The 19,136-nt window shown below is 45.8% G+C and carries 17 protein-coding genes; 12 read left to right on the forward strand and 5 right to left on the reverse strand.

Features of this window, described 5'->3' with window-relative positions; all coding sequences use genetic code 11:
* Window positions 1-2 precede the first annotated feature (2 nt).
* The 3 genes from ACLVWP_RS04375 to ACLVWP_RS04385 form a co-directional block, all read right to left on the reverse strand.
* On the reverse strand, window positions 3-854 hold the full coding sequence (locus ACLVWP_RS04375) for an HNH endonuclease (protein WP_413560322.1): 852 nt from the start codon (window positions 852-854) through the stop codon (window positions 3-5).
* Between the two features lie 290 nt (window positions 855-1,144).
* A complete protein-coding gene (locus tag ACLVWP_RS04380; protein ID WP_413560323.1) occupies window positions 1,145-1,567 on the reverse strand; it encodes a hypothetical protein in 423 nt (140 codons plus the stop codon).
* Window positions 1,568-1,649: 82 nt separating this feature from the next.
* Entirely contained in the window at window positions 1,650-1,916 is a 267-nt protein-coding gene (locus ACLVWP_RS04385; protein WP_413560324.1) for a hypothetical protein, read from the reverse strand.
* Window positions 1,917-2,190: 274 nt separating this feature from the next.
* On the opposite strand from ACLVWP_RS04385, the gene ACLVWP_RS04390 reads away from it, so the two are divergent.
* Window positions 2,191-4,596: a response regulator gene (locus tag ACLVWP_RS04390; protein WP_413560325.1), complete on the forward strand. Its 2,406-nt coding sequence runs from the start codon at window positions 2,191-2,193 to the stop codon at window positions 4,594-4,596.
* Between the two features lie 11 nt (window positions 4,597-4,607).
* Complete coding sequence (locus tag ACLVWP_RS04395; RefSeq protein WP_413560326.1) at window positions 4,608-5,300, forward strand: response regulator; 693 nt, start codon at window positions 4,608-4,610, stop codon at window positions 5,298-5,300.
* 98 nt (window positions 5,301-5,398) lie between these two features.
* Here the strand turns inward: ACLVWP_RS04395 and ACLVWP_RS04400 are convergent, their stop codons facing one another.
* On the reverse strand, window positions 5,399-6,841 hold the full coding sequence (locus ACLVWP_RS04400) for a murein L,D-transpeptidase catalytic domain family protein (RefSeq protein ID WP_413560327.1): 1,443 nt from the start codon (window positions 6,839-6,841) through the stop codon (window positions 5,399-5,401).
* 211 nt (window positions 6,842-7,052) lie between these two features.
* On the opposite strand from ACLVWP_RS04400, the gene ACLVWP_RS04405 reads away from it, so the two are divergent.
* From ACLVWP_RS04405 to ACLVWP_RS04440, 8 genes are all read left to right on the forward strand, one after another.
* Window positions 7,053-7,892 carry a DUF6279 family lipoprotein gene (locus ACLVWP_RS04405; RefSeq protein WP_413560328.1) on the forward strand — a complete coding sequence of 280 codons (840 nt, stop codon included), beginning with the start codon at window positions 7,053-7,055 and terminating at the stop codon, window positions 7,890-7,892.
* A gap of 73 nt (window positions 7,893-7,965) precedes the next feature.
* Window positions 7,966-8,511, forward strand: a complete 546-nt coding sequence (locus tag ACLVWP_RS04410) for a hypothetical protein (RefSeq protein ID WP_413560329.1) — start codon at window positions 7,966-7,968, stop codon at window positions 8,509-8,511.
* A gap of 179 nt (window positions 8,512-8,690) precedes the next feature.
* Window positions 8,691-9,032 (forward strand): RNA recognition motif domain-containing protein, encoded by a 342-nt coding sequence (locus tag ACLVWP_RS04415; protein WP_413560330.1) that lies wholly within the window; start codon window positions 8,691-8,693, stop codon window positions 9,030-9,032.
* A gap of 130 nt (window positions 9,033-9,162) precedes the next feature.
* Window positions 9,163-9,381, forward strand: coding sequence for a hypothetical protein (locus ACLVWP_RS04420; protein ID WP_413560331.1), 219 nt, complete (start codon window positions 9,163-9,165; stop codon window positions 9,379-9,381).
* Between the two features lie 33 nt (window positions 9,382-9,414).
* A complete protein-coding gene (locus tag ACLVWP_RS04425) occupies window positions 9,415-10,665 on the forward strand; it encodes an MFS transporter (protein ID WP_413560332.1) in 1,251 nt (416 codons plus the stop codon).
* Window positions 10,666-10,780: 115 nt separating this feature from the next.
* Window positions 10,781-12,094, forward strand: a complete 1,314-nt coding sequence (locus ACLVWP_RS04430) for a cytochrome ubiquinol oxidase subunit I (RefSeq protein WP_413560333.1) — start codon at window positions 10,781-10,783, stop codon at window positions 12,092-12,094.
* Window positions 12,091-13,131, forward strand: coding sequence for a cytochrome d ubiquinol oxidase subunit II (locus tag ACLVWP_RS04435; RefSeq protein WP_413560334.1), 1,041 nt, complete (start codon window positions 12,091-12,093; stop codon window positions 13,129-13,131). The genes ACLVWP_RS04430 and ACLVWP_RS04435 overlap by 4 nt, the downstream gene beginning before the upstream one ends.
* Before the next feature lie 96 nt (window positions 13,132-13,227).
* Window positions 13,228-14,322 (forward strand): 2-methylaconitate cis-trans isomerase PrpF family protein, encoded by a 1,095-nt coding sequence (locus ACLVWP_RS04440; RefSeq protein ID WP_413560335.1) that lies wholly within the window; start codon window positions 13,228-13,230, stop codon window positions 14,320-14,322.
* On the opposite strand, the gene ACLVWP_RS04445 is transcribed toward ACLVWP_RS04440, so the two are convergent.
* Entirely contained in the window at window positions 14,315-15,073 is a 759-nt protein-coding gene (locus ACLVWP_RS04445) for an alpha/beta fold hydrolase (RefSeq protein ID WP_413560336.1), read from the reverse strand. The two genes, ACLVWP_RS04440 and ACLVWP_RS04445, sit on opposite strands and share 8 nt — an antisense overlap.
* Window positions 15,074-15,326: 253 nt before the next feature.
* Between ACLVWP_RS04445 and ACLVWP_RS04450 the strand changes: the two genes are divergently transcribed.
* Together ACLVWP_RS04450 and ACLVWP_RS04455 are read left to right on the forward strand one after the other, a co-directional pair.
* A complete protein-coding gene (locus tag ACLVWP_RS04450) occupies window positions 15,327-16,778 on the forward strand; it encodes a lytic transglycosylase domain-containing protein (protein ID WP_413560337.1) in 1,452 nt (483 codons plus the stop codon).
* Window positions 16,779-17,055: 277 nt separating this feature from the next.
* Window positions 17,056-19,134: a methyl-accepting chemotaxis protein gene (locus ACLVWP_RS04455; protein ID WP_413560338.1), complete on the forward strand. Its 2,079-nt coding sequence runs from the start codon at window positions 17,056-17,058 to the stop codon at window positions 19,132-19,134.
* The last annotated feature ends 2 nt before the right edge of the window (window positions 19,135-19,136 follow it).

The following is a 19,136-nucleotide window of genomic DNA, read 5'->3' on the forward strand; positions in this document are numbered from 1 at the left end:
AATCAAGAGAGATATCGGAGGCCTGCTTCCAGGCGGTATTTCATTTTATTGTGACCCGAACAAAGGAATTGAAGGTTCTCGGAATCATCATTTCCGCCGGCCCAGCGGCTTTGTTTGTGGTCAATCTCAAGTTTCCAGGTGCTGCGACAGCGACGTCCCGTGCTTGGATCAACATACTCACAGCAGTTTTTATTTTCGTCCGCCACCGCCACCGTGGCAGTGGTTCCGATCTTTTTAGAGGTCTTCTGCTTGATCACTTTATCAGCCAGGTATTCCAAAAAAGAACTGAGCTCATGGTTTGGAATTGCATGGGATAGAAGTTCCTGCGCTTTTCTAATTCTTGCGTGAGCTTCCTTGGAGAGAGTTAACTCTATACGTACGCTCTCATCTGCCTGAGTTCTGACTTGGCTATTTTGCAGAACAGGCAAATCAAAGAACTCCGCCACTTGTTGTTGCGATTGAGCGTGGTTCTTGTCACAAATACTTTCCAGAATTTGGAATTTTTCGGCAGGTGTGACTTTTTTCGATTGGGATTTAAAAATTTCCCGAGAGGCTTTTTGTACCAAAGAAATTTGGTTCAGCTTTATTTCTCCACTTTGAATCTTTGATGCGATTTCAGGAATTTCACGGAGTAGGCGTGCAGCATCTATGCGGCGCTGAGCGCTGCCCTCAGAGTATCCAATACCTTGAACCATGTAATCAAATAAACTCCCAAACCCCAATTCAAGATAAGTACGGCGACAATCGATCTCTTTAATGGTCAGTAAAATCTCATGCAAAAGATCACGCTCCTTTTGCGCCAGTGATTTCAGTCTTTGATCTAACTCAACCTTGTTAAGTGCTTTCAAGTTCATCTGGTTTCTCCTGAAGTTGAAAGGAACTTATCACGGGTTTTTCGAAGCATTTCTTAGAGAGATGAACAACTCAACGCGTATTCGCGATATAGCTGCATAATAGGTTGCTGAAGAGTGAAATTTTGATATTTTTGCTTTTCAAAGAAGATGTTCATAATCGTTGAATAACGGCTATTTGTGAGAGTGAAAAAACACGTCAAGCAATACTTTTCAGGTGTTTGTTTTTTTAATTTTTATTAACGCAATGTCACCGCCACCGTGGCGGCGGAGAGGTTGCGGTCATGCTAGAACTAGTGGGAGTGCTTGCTTGGTTTTTTCTTCAGTCCGTGCGAAGCCAGGTACTCATCCGTTTTCGCGGCGACCTCTTCAATTCCTCCGGGAGTGTTCTTGAATGATGAGCCCAATTCTCCTCGAGGACTGTCCAAAGAGCTGCGATCGGGGATTCCACGTAACGAAGAATCCAAAGCATCAGCGGCTTTATTCATCTGATCTAAAACGTCGACTTCGCCACGAATAAAATCCGGCGGCAAGTCTTCCAAAGTATCGAAGGCTCGATCGGTATTTTTCATCGCTCGTTTTAAATTTTTGACGTCGACCTTGGATGTTTGATCCTTGTCGATCAGGATTTCACTTTCGTCAGTGTGATTATTGGTGGCCTCTCCTTGATGGAGAGGATTGGAAAATGATGAGGGGTTGGCGTTTGGAGTTGCCATGATAAACCTCCGGGCAAAACAAGTTGCCGACGCCCTCATTATAACAAATAGATATTTTATTTAAGTCTGATTAACGACAGATCTAAGCGTCGGGCACCATGTGCGAGCGCTCGATGTTGGCATCCCAATCTACGGTCAGCCCGATCAAAGGCCGCTCTTGCATCACCGGACTGCCCTTAAGGACATCCGAGAAATAGACCGCTTCCTCTTGGATGATCGTGATCAGCTGGCTGTAATAAAGAGGAGCCAGCTCATGTCCACAATCAGTGCAGACGAATAAGGATTGGTCATTTTTGCTATGGACTGTGCCACAGTGGTGGCATCTACGAAAGTGTCTTTTGTTTTCCATATACGTACCTCATTAGTAGATAGGTCTAGGATAAATCCGTCAAACTCGACCTACAAGACCTCGTCTCAATTTATCCGTTAAACTTTTAAACAACTGTTCCATTCATGAGAATCCAAGCAATATCAATGAGGTCTAGAACAGGCCTGAGACACTACACTTCTCGGATTGATACACCGAAAAGAAGTTCATGAATTCTGTGTCTTTTTTTAAAACCCTGGTCTCCCGTTTTGGGGTGGAACTCTGCCTGTTGGTGCTGGTAGTGGTGGGTTATTCTATGTTTCAGGAACACCATTCTTTGCAAAAGGCCTTACTGCCTGCAGAGTCTGTCGAGTCCTTGCAAAACATGGCAGGAATTCTGAATCAAGTCGATCGCGCCAAGAAAGACTACTTCGCCGATAGCACTCCTGAAAAACTTGCTGTGTTCAATAGCCAAGTTTCCAGAATCAATGATGAATTATCAAAGCTCTATAAGTCCGTGCAAGGTCGCTACGAATTGCAAATGCAGGTCTACCAGTTGAACTCGAATCTGCATAAGCAATTCGAAGTTGCAACGATGGAGATCAAGCAAAATCACACGGCTCGCAAACCCGCGAATGCGCAAGACTTCAATCAGCAAAAAATCTTAGAGATGTTGCAGTCTCATCGCAAAGCCCAGCAAGACTTCGTGCAAATCGGGGAGTACTCCTTCCTGCGCAGCGAACTTCTATTTGCGATCATGGCGATGTTCGGCGTGGTGATCATGCTGAGTCGTTATTGGCAATACAAGGACCTCAAAGAACAACGTGATATCGCCACAGGCCTGCAACAACGTTCCATGCTGCTAGATACAATTCTGGGCAGTATGAGCGAGGGTATGATCGTTGTGAACAATAACGGTCATTTCATGCAGTACAATGCGGCAGCTCAACGTATCGTTGGGACAAAAGTGAAAGAGGTCGGTACTGAAATCGGTGCGCGTGAGTTGGGCTTTCATGATGAAAACATGAAGCTATACTCTGCCAAAGATCTGCCATTCCATCGCGCCCTGTACGGTGTAGAAGTCGACGACACAGAATTCTTTGTGCAAAACGATACTCACCCTGAAGGCACGTACATCACGTTAAGCAGTCGCTCTATCAAAGACATTGATGGAGGTATCTCTGGGGCCTTGGTGGTCTTCCGCGATATCAGCCGTCGTAAATTGCTTGAGGTAGAGTGGGCAAAGGCCCGTGAAGCCGCAGTTGAAGCTTCGCTTAAAAAATCAGATTTCCTAGCAGCGATGAGCCACGAAATCCGCACGCCGATGAATGGCGTGATCGGGATGAGTACACTGTTAGCAGATACGAGCCTTGAGCCCGAACAAAAAGAATACGTGGGAACGATCAAACGTTCGGCCGAGTCTTTGTTAATGCTCATCAATGACATCTTAGATTATTCAAAAATCGAAGCGGGTAAGATCAGCTTAGATCCGCAGCCGTTTGATTTAAATTTCTTAGTCCGCGACGTGATGGAAATCTTTAAGCCAACTCTTGAAGAAAAAGGCGTTGAGCTAGAGCTAAATCTGTCGAGTCGCACAAACTGGTACTTCCGTGGAGACCAGGGCCGCATTCGCCAAGTTCTTGTGAACTTGATGGGGAACGCTGTCAAATTCACGTCGCAAGGAACAGTGGGTTTAAAAGTTTCTATCTTAGACTCACAATCGGGACCTTCTCTGTTGAAGTTTGAAGTTCAAGATACGGGACTGGGTTTGCGTGAAGATGAACGTAAGGCCTTGTTCCAAAAGTATTTCCAAGCAACTGCGGGTAAGAAATTCGGTGGCACAGGTTTAGGTCTGTCGATCTGTAAGCAATTAGTAGATTTGATGGAAGGACAGATGGGTGTGGAGAGCACATTCGGTCTGGGCTCGACGTTCTGGTTTACAATGCAGTTGCCAGTTTGCAGTGCGGATGAAATCCCAAAAACTGTTACTGATCAAAACTTCACGGCTTTGTTCAAAGGTCATGTGCTGGTGTCAGAAGACCAAGTGGTCAATCAACGTGTGGCAAAAAACTATCTGAACAAGATGGGTATCGACGTCGATATCGCACCAAACGGTCGTGTGGCAGTCGAGATGGCTCGCAGTGGAAAATACGATTTGATCTTTATGGATTGTCAGATGCCAGTATTGAATGGCTTTGATGCCACGAAACGTATTCGTGAAGAAGAAAAAGCCCATAACTCGCGCCGTGTACCTATCGTAGCATTAACTGCTGAAGGCACCATCGCTGACAAGGCTCCTTATATGAATGCGGGAATGGACGACTACTTGTCTAAACCGATCGAGCTTCCACGCATGGTTGAAGCCCTACAAAAGTATCTAAAAGAGGGAGAGGCCGCAGTGATTGATTTCGCCGCCCTTCAGAAGCTGCAAAAGTATGCTTCTAAAGACAATAACTTGGTTGCTGCCTTGATCGAGGATTTTGAAACCTCGGCTCCAGATTTGATTCAGGCGATGCGCACTCCAGATTTCAGTGAGGCGGCTCACGCCCTGAAGTCAACGGCCGCAACTCTTGGAGCAAAAACTTTGGCAGAGCTGTGCCAAAAACTTGAAGACGAAACAAAACCAGAGCACATTAACAAGTGGGTCGCACAAATTGAGGCTGAATACGCTCGCAGTTTGCAAGACCTTAAGAACTACATCGGTGATAAAGGGGCTGCCTAAGGAAGGTAATTATGGCCAATATACTTATCGTAGATGATCAAAAAAGTATTCTGATGACGCTTGAAGCTTTGCTAAGCTCCGATGGACACTCTGTTGTTCAAGCCACTAACGCCATCGATGCTGTTCATCACCTGACTCAGGAAAAATTCGACCTTGTGATTACAGACGCTATCATGCCTGGCGGCAGTGATGGTTATGCACTGACTCGCACGATCCGCAAACAACCGCAATTGGGCAGCCTTCCAGTCATTTTATTGACGGGTAAGCGCGAAAAAAGCGACGTGGAAAAAGGCCTTGAGGCCGGTGTAAACGATTACATCATCAAGCCAATTGATCCTGATATGTTGTTAGCGAAGGTTAAAACCATCGTCGACAAAGACTCGGAACAAAAATCAGATTTCAAGGAAGCCGCAGTTTCGATCAAAGCAGATTGGGAAATCAAAAATGAAATCATCGCGGTTTCAGAGTTGGGTTTCACGCTACGCTCGTCTGTGCCGATGCCTATTGGTAAAATCCTAAGAATCAAAAGTTCGATCTTTGATGAGATCGGCATTGATCCAGTAGCTCTGCGTATCGACTCTTGCGAGGATCTAAATCCGATCGAAAACGCTTGGAAGATCCACGGCCACTTTGTAGGTATAGCAGAAAAAGAACTCACTCCGCTGCGTTTGTTCATCCGTCAAAAACAAAGCAAGGCAAGCTAGATCCAATCTACTTGCCCCAAAACTAGTGCGGGGACCGTAACCTAATATGTCGTTACGATCCCCGGCTTAAAAATCCAATTTCTAATTTCTAAAAACGATTACTGGCAGAACGGCAGAGACTTAACCATAGATCTGATCGAAGTCAGCTTGTTGTATTTACCGCCTGGCTTGATAACTGACCAATAAACACCGGACTTGATTGCAATCGTGCCTTTGTTTTTGATCTGCTTAGCCATGATGCCGACGCCGCAGTGAAGGTTAAGATACGGATCCAAAATAGTTTTCTTTGGAGACGTAGAGCTCAAGTTTTTATCTTTCGACCAGTCAAACTTACACCATTTGTTCCACTGAGTATCTTGATACGACAACTGCAAAAGGCCTTCAGAGTATACTGGCTTTTTAGTGACGTTATCAGTACCCATTGTTGTTTCATGCATACGAGAAAGTGGGTTGTAACCGCTCTCGTAACGAGCCATAGCTACGAACAACTGAGCCCATACATTGGCACGTTGATCGTCATTCAGTTTAGAATACTTCGGACAGAAGTCGCCCATGTCACTCGCGCCTTTAAGCAAAGAGTTCCATTCACCTTTAACCAAAGTCTGCAAGTATTGAGACCAAAGTTTACGCTCAGGTTTAGAAGACGTCTCCCAAGCTAGAGGAGCCATTGTGTACGAACCATTACCTGGAGCCGGAGTTGGAGATGGCTCTGGTGTAGGGATCGGAGATGGCGTTGGTGTTGGAGTAGGGTTTGTTGGCGTTGGAGCTGGCAAACCTGTGCCGCCTTTATCCAAAACTGCATAGATCAAAGATCCACCTTTAAGGGCATTGATCACTTGCGTGCGGATGCTCATGTCAACTGCTGGGCAACCCCATGAACGACCTTGGATCACGGATTTTTCTTGAACATAAGAAGCACCATGGATCACGATCGCGCGAGCACGTGCATTCGAGTTTGTTGAAGAAAGACCATCAAGTCGCAAAGAGTAACCGTGGCTGCCAGAGTATGTTTCAGCAGTACGATAGAAACCAAGCGAAGATTTATTAGAACCTGATGTGTTCGAGAAAGAAGTCGCGTAACCATCATGATTAGGATCGGAGTTTTTACCGTGCGCTACGCGAACTGGCCAAACTCCACCGGAGTTCAAGTCCACGATATAGAAACGTGGTGTCTTAGAACTTTGTGAAAAGTTGATGATCGAGATGTAGTTTTGATTTTTGAATGAAGACTTATTCTTTTCAAAATAGATCAAAGCATCGATCAAAGATTGAGTCGGTACGATATTTGTCGGATCGACGTGATCGTATTTCATCAAGATTGTTTCTTTATCATAGGCAGAGATCGAAAGATCATCTGTAGCCATTGTGCGGAACATAGGTTCTGCTGGTGTCGGAACTACTTGCTCCGTAGCAGGGTCATCGGGAAGGACTGTTTCTGTTTGGGCTGTCGCATTGGCGCTGATACCCAGGGTTAATAAAGTGGCGGCAATTAAAAGCGTGGCTCTAGAACGTACAGAAGAATTTTGCTTTTTAACAAGCATCGTTTCCTCCTGTGCGGAATTACACATCTGTGTGCGCTAACAAAGACTAGCCGAGAAAATTACTCTGCGGAAAAATACATTACGGACGGCGAAAAAATAGGACCAACATCCCCAATAGACGTGGAATCCGCTCACATAGCCCCGTTCAGAGGGCCTGTGTATTTATGACTGTGGTCTGTGTTAATGCCTTTGCCGTGTCTAGGCTGGAACAATGAAGAATCTACTTTTGGCTTTCATGATGCTCGTTATAGGTGGCTGTGGTGCGACGGGATCTCCCGTCTTAGATGCGATGGTGGGAGGCATGTCCGTCACCAAGGTGGAAGGATATTTCAACCTGGATCCTGAACAGGAGAAAGCCTTTGAGAAATCCTTAGACAAGGATTTGCAACGTTTAAAAAAGGAGAGACTGGAAGAGGTCGCAAAATCCTTGCGCAAGGTGGACGAAAGAATTCCCACAGAAAAAAGTGATTCGCAAATTTTAGGCGAGACTTTCGATTTACTGGAACAGGAATACGTTCGTGCTTCGGGTTATTTTAAGAACTCAGCGCTGCAACTGACGAAGTCTCTGCGCAAAGATCAATTTGAGTATTTTGAAAAAACAGTTCGCAAGGAAATTGCCGAAGATCGTAAAGAGTCTGTTGAAAATAAAAACGAAGCCTTGCGTGAAAGATATAGCAAGCAGATCAAACAATGGATCGGCAAGATGGATGTGCATCAAGAAAATGCCTTGAACCAGTTTATCACCAATAAACCATTTCCGTGGAAAGAGCGCATCGACAACAGAGAAAACATTTTGAATACATTTATCGAGAAGCGTGATGACTCCAAAAAAGTTCAAGCGATGACCGAGCAGTTTATGATCGACTATGATCAGTTGCGCACTCCTGAATATGCAAAAGCGATCACTCAGTACGAAATTCAATTTAAAGATTTTTTGAACAAGTTTTGGACATCGTTAAGTACTGAACAAAAGCGCGAGATGCAGATCAGTCTCAATAAACAAGCTCAGGAACTGGATCGTTTGGCTGCTTATTCGAGTTTATCAAAATAGACCTGTTTCACGGGGCTAGGGTTGCATGTGTTGTTCTTAGTTCTCTATAATTGAGGGATCGGAGGACCACTTCATGAGATTGCTTCTACTTGCAGCGCTAGTTGCATTGACCGCTTGTACGACAACACCGCCAGCTCCCTCTCCATCAAAAACTCCTCCAATGGCGACCGAGATCGGTCAAGAAAGTTCACAGATCGACACGATGGCAATCCAAAGAGCGTTGCGTATGGAAAGAGACGTCGAAAAATTGGGAGTCGAGGAGAAAACTTTCAACTCATGCGAAATGGGTTATGGTTATCCAAGCAACAGAGATTGCCGAACTCAATACATGGTGGTGTTGAATGTGCGTTTGTTGTGTCGTGATTCTGAAGGCACGATCTCGACAATTCTCACTGAGGCAGATGTCGCTCCGATTGCTGCACAAAACATTCGCTGGAATCTAAAAAACATCCAAGGTCAGTTTCAAACGGATGGCCTGGGTTATGGTCAAATCGTCGCAATTTCCTCGCGTTCCCAAAAACGTGAGAGATTGAAGCTTTCCCTGGGAAATGACTTTTTATATATGCGGGCAAACGAAATTACGAAAGTCATCACCCCTCGCCCGTGGTGTTCCAGATAACACAGCGTGTTAAAGGCCAAAAAAACGCACTTTTTGAAGAAAATTTCGGTTTAGTACTACGATTTTCCGAAAATATGGTTTAGCTATATGATTGTACAAACAGCTTCCGTTTGAGTTCGAGGCCCAGAAAGCCAACTCCTCAATGTGGGCTACCAAATGCCATTTTAGGAGGTATTAAAATGGGAAAAAAAATCTACGTAGGAAATCTTTCTTACCAACTAGACGAACAAACTCTTGCAGACGCTTTTGCTGAATTCGGTAACGTTGAATCAGCACGTATCGTAACTGATCGTGAAACAGGCCGCAGCAAAGGTTTCGCATTCGTAGAAATGTCTACTGATGATGAAGCTGCTACAGCTATCTCTAAATTGAACGGCGCTGAACTTGCTGGTCGCGCAATGAACGTTTCTGAAGCTAAGCCAATGGCTCCTCGCGAAAACCGCGGTGGTGGCTTCGGTGGCGGTCGCGGCGGCGGTGGCGGTCGTGGTGGTTTCGGTGGTGGAAACCGCGGTCCACGCTAGTTGCTAGCTGACTTAATTTTAAGTCTTCGAACCCTTGGTCTAGGCCAAGGGTTTTTTTATGTCCAAAATCAGCAACCCCATCCTTGTGTTCAAATCTTGAAAGTTTCACGCTTACACACATGAGGTGTGTATGGATATCGAACCAGAAATTCGCAAAGAACAGCGCCGTATCCGTGAGCAACGTTTTTCCGCAGACGACGTAGCCGACGAAGTCGAAGGCATGACAGAGCGTCCTCACAAAACTCACGAATTAGAATCCAGTCCTTTAAAAGTTTTCTCATCTATTGTTGCGATCTGCATGCTTTCGGGATTGTTAGTCGGAGCAATTATCTGGATTTTCTTTGTCTAAATAAGTGAATTGATTGCGGGCAGAACTGGGCGTATGAATACCGCATATATGCAGTCCTCATCCGCGCTCTCTGATTTCAAAAAACTTATTTCCGCTCGTTTCCTTTTCACTCTTGCAGTGCAAATGCAGGCGGTGGTAGTTGGCTGGCGGATCTATGAGCTCACCAACTCGCCATTGTCCTTGGGACTGGTGGGATTGGCAGAGGCGATTCCAGCGCTGAGCTTGGCTTTGTATGCAGGTTATGTCGTTGACCGTTCTCGTCCTATTAAAGTGTATCGTTGGGTTTTAGAGGGCAGTCTGATTGCTTCAGGTATTCTGCTGACGGCCTCCATTTTCGGAGACCATTGGACCGATAACATGCATATCTTTGCATTGTATCTGGCTTCGGTATTTTCGGGAGCTGCACGTGCCTTCTCTCAACCTTCCATGTATGCGATTCTTCCTAAAATGACAAAACGTGATGGCCTTTCAAAGGCTCTTGCTTGGATGAGTACCGCGATGCAAGTGGCGCGCGTTTCGGGACCGGCGTTGGGCGGATTGATTTTTGGTTTCATGGGGATGAAGGTTTGCTTTGCAGTGATTTTCGCATTGCTGATCGGCGCTCTGGGTTCGACGTATGCAATAAAAATGAAAATTGAAGCGCCAGCCCTGGACGGAGAGCCGCGTGCTATGGTTGAGGAATTAAAGTCAGGTGTGCGATTTGTTTTCGGCCATCCTATTTTATTACCAGCATTATCATTGGATATGATTTCTGTCTTGTTCGGTGGAGTGACGGCACTTCTGCCAATCTATGCCAAAGAAATTTTGGCCATTGGTCCTCGTGGTTTAGGTGTCTTAAGAGCAGCACCTGCAGTTGGCGCAATGATCATGGGTTTTATCTTAACTCGTTATGCGATTCGTAAGAATGCAGGTCGATATTTGCTTTCAGCGGTCTTTGGATTCGGTTTGTGTATTTTAGTTTTCGCACTCTCTAAAGATTTTTATTTGTCAGTAGCTGCTTTGGCCTTGAGCGGAGTGTTTGACAGCGTGAGCGTGGTTGTTCGTAGCACGGCTGTGCAGTTGGCCTCACCAGATCATATGCGTGGCAGAATCTCCTCGGTGAATTCGATGTTCATTGGATCTTCCAATGAAGTCGGAGAGTTTGAGTCAGGAGTCGCTGCGAAATTTCTTGGTACGGTCCCCGCAGCGTGTTTTGGTGCGGTGATGTGTTTGCTGACGGTGGGAATAATTAGTTGGAAATTTCCCACACTACGTAAAATGGATATGGATAAAGTCACTCCGTAGTTCACAAGTGTTATTTGATAGCAACATAGGGTTGCAGTTTTCACATTCGCATTTTCATCTCGTCTTCGCAGGTCCATAATCACAACGCACTCAAGATCCTATGGGGAGCTGTTGTATGGATGATCTTTTAGCCGCACGCTCAACGATGGCCTTTTCGCTGGGCTTCCATATTATTTTCGCATCAGTGGGAATGGTGATGCCATTCATGATGGCTGTTGCTCATTTTCTTTATCTTAAGAAAAATCGCCAAGAAGATTTAGAACTCACCAAGCTGTGGATGAAGGGTGTGGCGATTCTTTTCGCTGTCGGTGCGGTTTCAGGAACTGTTCTTTCATTCGAGTTGGGATTATTGTGGCCTGGCTTTATGAAGCATGCAGGTCCTATCATCGGTATGCCATTTTCGTGGGAGGGCACGGCCTTCTTTATCGAAGCCATTGCCATCGGTTTATTTTTGTACGGTTGGAATCGCATGAATCGTTGGGCCCATTGGTGTGCGGGTCTGGTCGTCGGTATTTCTGGATTTGCATCAGGGGTTTTTGTCGTTGCTGCGAATAGTTGGATGAATTCACCTGCAGGATTCGAGTGGGTGAATGGACAGGCCATCAATATTGATCCCGTGGCAGCGATGTTCAACAAGGCTTGGTTGCACCAAACGATGCACATGCAGGTTGGTGCTATTCAAGCCGTTGGATTTGCAGTCGCAGGACTGCATGCACTTCTCTTATTAAAAGGCGGAACGCACTCTTCCTTGCATAAACGGGCCTTAAAGATCGCAATGCTATTTGCAACTGTGGGATCTTTGATTCAACCAGCCGTCGGACACTATGCCGCTCAGAAAGTGGCAGAGTATCAGCCTGCAAAGTTGGCCGCGATGGAGGCTCACTTCAAAACCGAAGCGCGTGCCTCACTGATCATCGGTGGAATTCCCGATGTTGAAACAGGAGAAGTCCACGGGGCGATTAAAATTCCTGGGGCTTTAAGTTTCTTAGCTTTCAATGATGTGAATGCGACGGTGAAAGGCCTGCATGATTTCCCTCGTGACGAATGGCCTCCGGTCTTGATCACTCATATCGCTTTTCAAATCATGGTGGGCTTGGGCTCACTGATGATTGCGATTGGTTTGTTATATTGTTGGCTTGCGCGAAAAGGGGAGTTGCCTTCGTGGTTTCTAAAAGTTTTGCTGGCAATGACTCCCGTGGGATTTATTGCGATTGAGGCTGGTTGGGTGGTCACTGAAGTGGGACGTCAGCCGTGGATCGTTTATGGCATCATGAAAACCAAAGACGCCGTAACCCCGATGCCGGGAGTGCAATTTCATTTCTATCTTTTTGTGGTGCTGTACTTGTTCCTGTCCTTCGTGACGATTTGGCTGTTCCGTCGTCAGGTGCAAATCGCTGAACAGAATATGAATAAAGGGGCTCGGGTATGATTGAAATCCTGTTGTTCTTTATTGCGGCCTCGCTGTTGTTATATGTGGTTTTAGGTGGTGCTGACTACGGCGCGGGAATTTTAGAATTAGCGCCGCAGCCTAACTTGCATCAGAAACAACGTGAAGTTGTGAACTATGCGATGGGGCCGGTGTGGGAGGCAAACCACATGTGGCTGATTCTGGTCGTGGTGATTTTGTTCATGGGCTTTCCAGGAATTTTCACCTTGGTGATGGTGCACCTTCACCTTCCGATGGTGGCCTTGTTGGTCGGGATCGTAGCGCGTGGAACTGCATTTACGTTTCGTCACTATGATGCGATTCATGAACCTAAAACTCAGCGCATTTATTCATTGATCTTTAGTCTTTCCAGTTTGTGGACATCATTTTGGTTGGGCGTAATCGGCGGGAGTTTGTGGCAGGGACGAATCAATCCACAGGCCAAAGATTTTCTGGGAGCCTACATAGAGCCGTGGACGGGGTTTGTTCCCTTTACGACGGGGATTTTTACGGTCACGATCTTTGCATATCTGGCATCGGTCTATTTGGTGGGCGAAACCAAAGATCCTGAACTAAAGAAATACTTTTGGCGCAGAGGATATCTTTTTAATATTGCCGTGATTCTAACGGGCGGCTTGGTGTTTTTATCGGCGTTCTTTGATGGAGAAGAATTTCTGATTTCGTTTTTAAGAAATCCTGTGTCCATCGGCTGTGTGATGGTGGCGTCTTTGTTATTTATCTTGCAGTGGCAGCTTTTAAGACGAAACCAACCCCTGCTTGGCCGTTTAACTGCGGCGGCACAAGTGTCATTGATTATTCTCGGGTGGTATTTCGCAATTGCACCAGCGGCGTTGATGACTCCTCAAGGACCGATCTCATTTTATGATGCAGCGGCCCCCGAGGCGACATTGCGACAACTCACCTATGCCCTTTGTGTGGGCAGTATCCTGATCTTTCCGAGCCTCTTATACCTTTTGAAAGTCTTTAAACTTTCAGGCAAAAGTTTGCAGGGTGATCCCACAAAGAACGATGGCATATAATACGACGAGCTTCATTGGATGCCTCCTTCTGATTCTGACAGCCCCAAGATACGCCGTTGGTTTTTGAACTCAAATGGGTTTATGATGTTTGATAACATGACATCATATAGCGCAACTTACATGAGAGGCGGCACAAGTCGTGCCTTAATATTCAACGAATCTGACTTGCCGACGGATCGCAAAGCTTGGGATGCGCTTTTTTTGCGCGCTCTGGGCAGCCCTGATTCTTACGGGCGTCAACTTGATGGAATGGGCGGGGGTATTTCTTCGCTCAGTAAAGTCGCTATAGTGCGTAAATCACAGCATGCGGGCGCTGATGTTGATTACACCTTTGCACAAGTTTCAGTGACAGATACCAAAGTGGATTACAAAGGGAATTGTGGAAATATTAGCTCTGCAATTGGCCCGTATGCTGTTATGCAGGGATTGTGTAAAGTCACAGATGGTGAAGCGTGCGTACGCATCTTTAATACCAACACTCAAAAAATTATTCATTCCTATTTTCCTGTAAAAAATGGAACTCCTGAATTCACAGGAAGTTTTGAAATTCCGGGCGTTTCCGGTACAGGTGCGCCTATTCGTTTGGAATTTCAAGAGCCGGGTGGGGCGACCACAGGCAAGCTTTTGCCGACGGGGAAAATTTGTGAAACTTTGCAGGTGGCGGGTGTCGGTGCCATTGAGGTTTCTATGGTGGATGCCGCAAATGCCTGTGTTTTTATCCGCGCAAGTGATGTGCAGCTCAGTGGCAAAGAATCTCCCACAGAACTTGAGCTGAATAAAGAAGCTCTTAAAAAACTGGATCTGATTCGTCGTCATGCTTCAGTGGCTATGGGGATCTCTAAAGATTTGGAAGATGCCAAAAACTACATCGCGATTCCGTACATTGGAATTTTAAGTCCTGCCACCAGTGGTGATATGGATTTTGAAATGCGTGTGATAGCCAGTGGTCAGCCGCACAAGGCATTGCCGCTGACAGTTTCATTGTGTTCGGCAGTCACTGCCAAACTTCCGGGGAGCCTGGTTCATGAAGCTGCTCAAGGAAAATCCTTAGAGCAAGTTCGTATCGGAATGCCATCCGGAGTTTTGCAATTGGCTGCGAACGTTGAAAATAAAAACGGCCACTGGATTGCTCACAGTGGCAGCTTTTATAGAACAGCCAGACCGCTCTTTGTCGGTCAGGTGTTTACTTAGATTTTGAATCAGGCATTAATTCTGCGGCTGCTAGGATGGCGGCTGCTACTTCTGTAGGTTTTGAAATCATCGGCACATGGCTTGTTGCCAAACTCAACGTTGTGGCATTCATGCGTTTCGCAAAGTCGCGCTGTGCATCTGGTTGAATCATAAAATCATTTTCTGCCACGATATAGGTTGTTGGTTTGTTTTTCCAGGCGGCATTCGTGAGCTTCGTCGCAAAGATCGCAGCCGCAGTGGGACCTTGAGTGGATGACATGATCCCTTGCATGTCTGAATCGACGTCTTGGGCAAAGTATTCATTCATACCTTTTTCCGTCAAAGTCGCAAATCCAGCGCTATCTATAGTAAGTTCACCAAGACCTGGAGCAGGGGGATAGCCCGCAGTGGCTTCACCTGGGGATTGGTTTTCTTCAGGAGCAAAAGCTGCCACATAAACCAGACCACCTACGTTATCGCGGTTACCCACTTCCGAAATCACCGCACCTCCATAGGAGTGGCCAACCAGTAAAACCTTCTCACTAATATTATCAAGGGCGCGGTTGGTGGTCGCGGCATCATCGGCTAAAGAGGTCAGGTGATTTTGAACAGCGATCACTTTGTGCCCGGCCGCTCTTAAGGTCGGGATGATCTTAGACCAAGTCGAGCCATCAGCGAAAGCTCCGTGGACCAAGACGATGGTTTTTGCAGCGGCCACTTGAGTTACTAAAAGTGTGAATACTAATCCGACAATCCAAAATATCTTTTTCATGGTGATTTCTCCTTCTTCGCCATCCAGTCAAACACCGGGACGGGGGCAATAGAAGTGTGTTGAGAAAGATACAAAACTAATGCTGTCAAATTCGTCATTTTCATTAAGAGTCTAGTTGTATCAGATTGAGAAAAGTCCAGCTGGATCTGAATGGTTCCCGGATCTACACTTTATAGAAAATTGTGGGTATATTTTTTTTAGAAACTGCTCAAACTGGGCCACTGAAAATCGGTAAAGAATCCGATAAGATCATATGCGCAAAATAGCTGTTATCTCTCTTTTATTCTTATCTGCATGTGCTTCAAAATCACGGACGCCGTCTGCGGCAGAAGTGGTTGTTACTCCGCCACCAGCGGGTGCTTTGACTTTAGATCAAGCATTGCTTCAAGGGCAGGATGCAACGATTGAACATTTGAAAGGCCAAATCAAGGCGGAAGCTTATACGAGTTTGCAAACTCGCGAGCCCGCTGCAGATATGCCGCAATCTATTCGCGCAGAACGTATCAAGAATGATGATCCCAATAAAAAGCAGCAATCTGCTTTCCTAAGAAAGTTCCGTGGCTGGAGTTCACACAAGCGCGTGACTCACGGTGGGGAACTGGTTGCGGACTTCAATTGTGACAAAGCTCTTGAAAGCCAAGCCTTGGGTTATTCTCTTGAGTTGGATTTTCCAGAAGCTCAGGCTCGCGACGTTTCTAAGCAATTGCACGAAAAAGTTCTAGGCTGCGATAACATCTCTAAAACAGAGAGCGTATTCCGCTTGGCTGTATTCGCGATCCAACAAAACGAATGCCCGCGTGCGATGGAATACATCGATAAGTATCCAGCTCCTCCTGAAAGAGGCATGCGTGATCGTCAGGCTTACTTGAAAAGCTTCTGTGCAGTGACGACAGCAGAAAACACGAAAGCGAATCCATTGGGTGGTTACGGTATTTTGGTTAGCAATTTCCAAACACCAGCGGCTCCAGTTCAGTGGTATCTAGATACTTCCAGTGGTGACGCTGATTGGGACCGTTTGTTGGCTTCCATGATCAAGGCGACTGAAGAAAATCACCCAGAAACAGTGCAGTACCTAGCTAGCAAAATGAACTTGGAAAAGTTCCGCTCTTTGCCTTTGCCATTCCAAACTTCTATGTTGGTTTTGATGAGTGCAAATGGTGCAGACTTATCTGTATTCCAAGCTCTTCATAAGTACTTGGCAGATCATCCAGACACTTTGACAACGTCAGCGGCAAGCTTGTTATTCCCAATCCGTTATTGGAAAGAAATCGTGGAAAACAGTAAAAGTGCAGACCCAATCTTGGTGAAAGCTTTGATCCGTCAAGAGAGCGCTTTCAATAGAACAGCTCGCAGCCGTGCGCGCGCTTCGGGTTTGATGCAATTGATTTATCCAACGGCGAAGCACTTTGGTGTTAAGAAGCCAGTACAGCTTTTGAATCCTGAAACAAACATCCATGCAGGTTCAGAGTTCTTAGCGCAATTGATCGCTGATTTCGGCTCTGTAGAATTGGCGCTAGCAGCGTACAACGCAGGTCCCGCAATGGTTCGTCAGTGGCAAAAACGTTATCCAACGGAAAACATTGATTTGTTCGTTGAGATGATTCCATACACTGAAACGCGCGAGTATGTGCGTTTGGTAAAACGTAACTATAAGATCTATCAATCAATATTAGTAAAGCCTCAGGTTTTGGGTGCGAATCACTAGAATCAGAACCCAGTGACTTCAAATCATTTCGAGATAAAAGGGACCGTGAGGTCCCTTTTTCTATTACAACTTTGTATATTCCCGTTTCGATCCAACATCCGATTCAACTTCCCCCTCTGTATGTCCGATAAATAAGAACTCGTTTTTGGTACGTGAGTTGGGTTGCGAGCATATTCTATATTTCTGCATCAGTATCAGACTGGCGCAGACTTCAAGAACATTTGTTTAAAACAACCAGACGATCGTGCCGATTAGAGAGCAACTAATAGGAGACAAAATGTCAATTGCACGTCGTTTCGAAACATCAGTCTCAGAAGTGGATGAAATCACAGAACTTAAAAATGAGATCAGTGCGCTTCACCGAGTGCAAGCCGTGATTGAATTTGGTCTTGATGGAACCATTCTGACTGCGAACGAAAATTTTCAAAAAGTTTTGGGATACTCTCTTGACGAGATCAAATCCCAACATCACTCAATGTTCTGCGATCCAGATCATGTCAATGGTGCTGAATATCGCAAACTATGGCAAAGATTGGGACGTGGTGAGTTCGTTGCTGGTGAGTTCAAACGATTAGCGAAGGACGGGCGTGAGATTTGGATCAACGCTTCCTATAACCCTGTGTTCGATAAACAGGGCAATCCATATAAAGTAATTAAATTTGCGACAGACGTAACGGAGCTTAAAGCCCGTGGCGCTGAATACGAAAGTAAATTGAATGCGATCAATCGCGTGCAAGCGGTGATCGAGTTTGGTTTGGATGGCACTATTATGAATGCCAACGCCAACTTCCTGGCGGCGATGGGCTACGGTTTTACTGAAATCGAAGGTAAGCACCATCGCATGTTCTGTGACCCTGAATTCGTGTCGTCTCCACAATATAAAGAGTTGTGGGATAAGCTTGCGAAAGGTGAATTTGTCACAGGCGAGTTCAGACGTATTGGCAAAGGTGGCAAAGAGATTTGGATCAATGCCTCCTATAATCCAGTACTGAATGCAGACGGTAAACCTTATAAGGTGATTAAGTTTGCAACCGACATCACAGCTGCAAAAAGAAAAAGTGCAGAGGACGAAGGTAAAATTAACGCGATCAGCAAAGCGCAAGCTGTGATCGAGTTTAATTTGGATGGAACGATCATCGATGCCAACGAGAATTTCTTAAAGACTTTGGGTTATAGCCTGTCTGAAATTCAAGGCAAGCATCACCGTATGTTCTGTGATAGCGATTATATCCGTACTGCCGATTACGACAGTTTCTGGAAAAAGTTGAACCAAGGCGAATTCGATTCTGGCCGCTATATGCGCGTTGGGGCGGGTGGCCGTCAAATTTGGATTCAAGCGACTTACAACCCCATTATGGACGCCAATGGCAAACCCTATAAGGTTGTGAAGTTTGCATCGGATATCACTGAGCAATATAAGCTTGAGCAATCTATTAAAATCAAAGCTGAAGAAGATCAAAGAAAAGTCGACGAGCTTTTGGTTGTGGTAAACCGTGCTTCTCAGGGTGACTTGAGTTCACAGATCACTGTCGACGGTCCAGATGCTTTGGGTCAGTTGGCTAAGGGCATCGCAACGATGATGCGTGACCTGCGTATCGTAATCGGTAAGGTTGTGGATTCCGCAAACAGCTTTGGATCTTCATCTAAGTCAATTGCAGAGCAATCTAATAACGTAGCTTCAGGCGCACACAGCTTGGGTGCGACAGTTGAAGAGATGAATGCTTCTATCGAAGAATTCACAGCGTCTATTTCTTCGATTGCTGACAATACGAAAAGAGCCAATGAACTTGCTAAAGTCACGCAACAAGAAGCAGAGACAGGCAGTCAGTCCATTTCTAAGTCTATCGAGGCCATGGAATTGATTAACAAGTCTTCTGAAGACATCAGCGAGATCATTAAAGTGATCAGCGAAATCGCAAGCCAAACAAATCTTCTGGCATTCAATGCGGCGATTGAGGCTGCTCGTGCTGGTGAACATGGTTTGGGCTTCTCGGTCGTTGCCGACGAGGTTCGTAAACTTGCTGAAAGATCATCACAAGCGACGAAAGAAATTTCTAAGCTGATCAATGAATCCGTGAAGCGTGTTGAACAAGGCAGTGCGATTTCTAAACAAGCCGGAGAAGCTTTCCACAAGATCGTCTCTGGTATCGAGAAAACGACTCAGTCTATTGCTGAAGTTAACGTAGCCGCAGAGGAGCAGTCTGAAGCAGCTAAAGGTATCAGCACAGCTGTTCAATATATCGCGAACGAAGCGACTAAATCAGCTCAGGCATCTGAAAACATTGCCGGAGCGACGAAGTCCTTGGTTAGCGGAGCAGATGACTTGAATAACACAGTTTCCAGATTCGTGGTTTAATC

It is taken from the genome of Bdellovibrio sp. HCB209 (assembly GCF_047306065.1).
Lineage (GTDB): Bacteria > Bdellovibrionota > Bdellovibrionia > Bdellovibrionales > Bdellovibrionaceae > Bdellovibrio.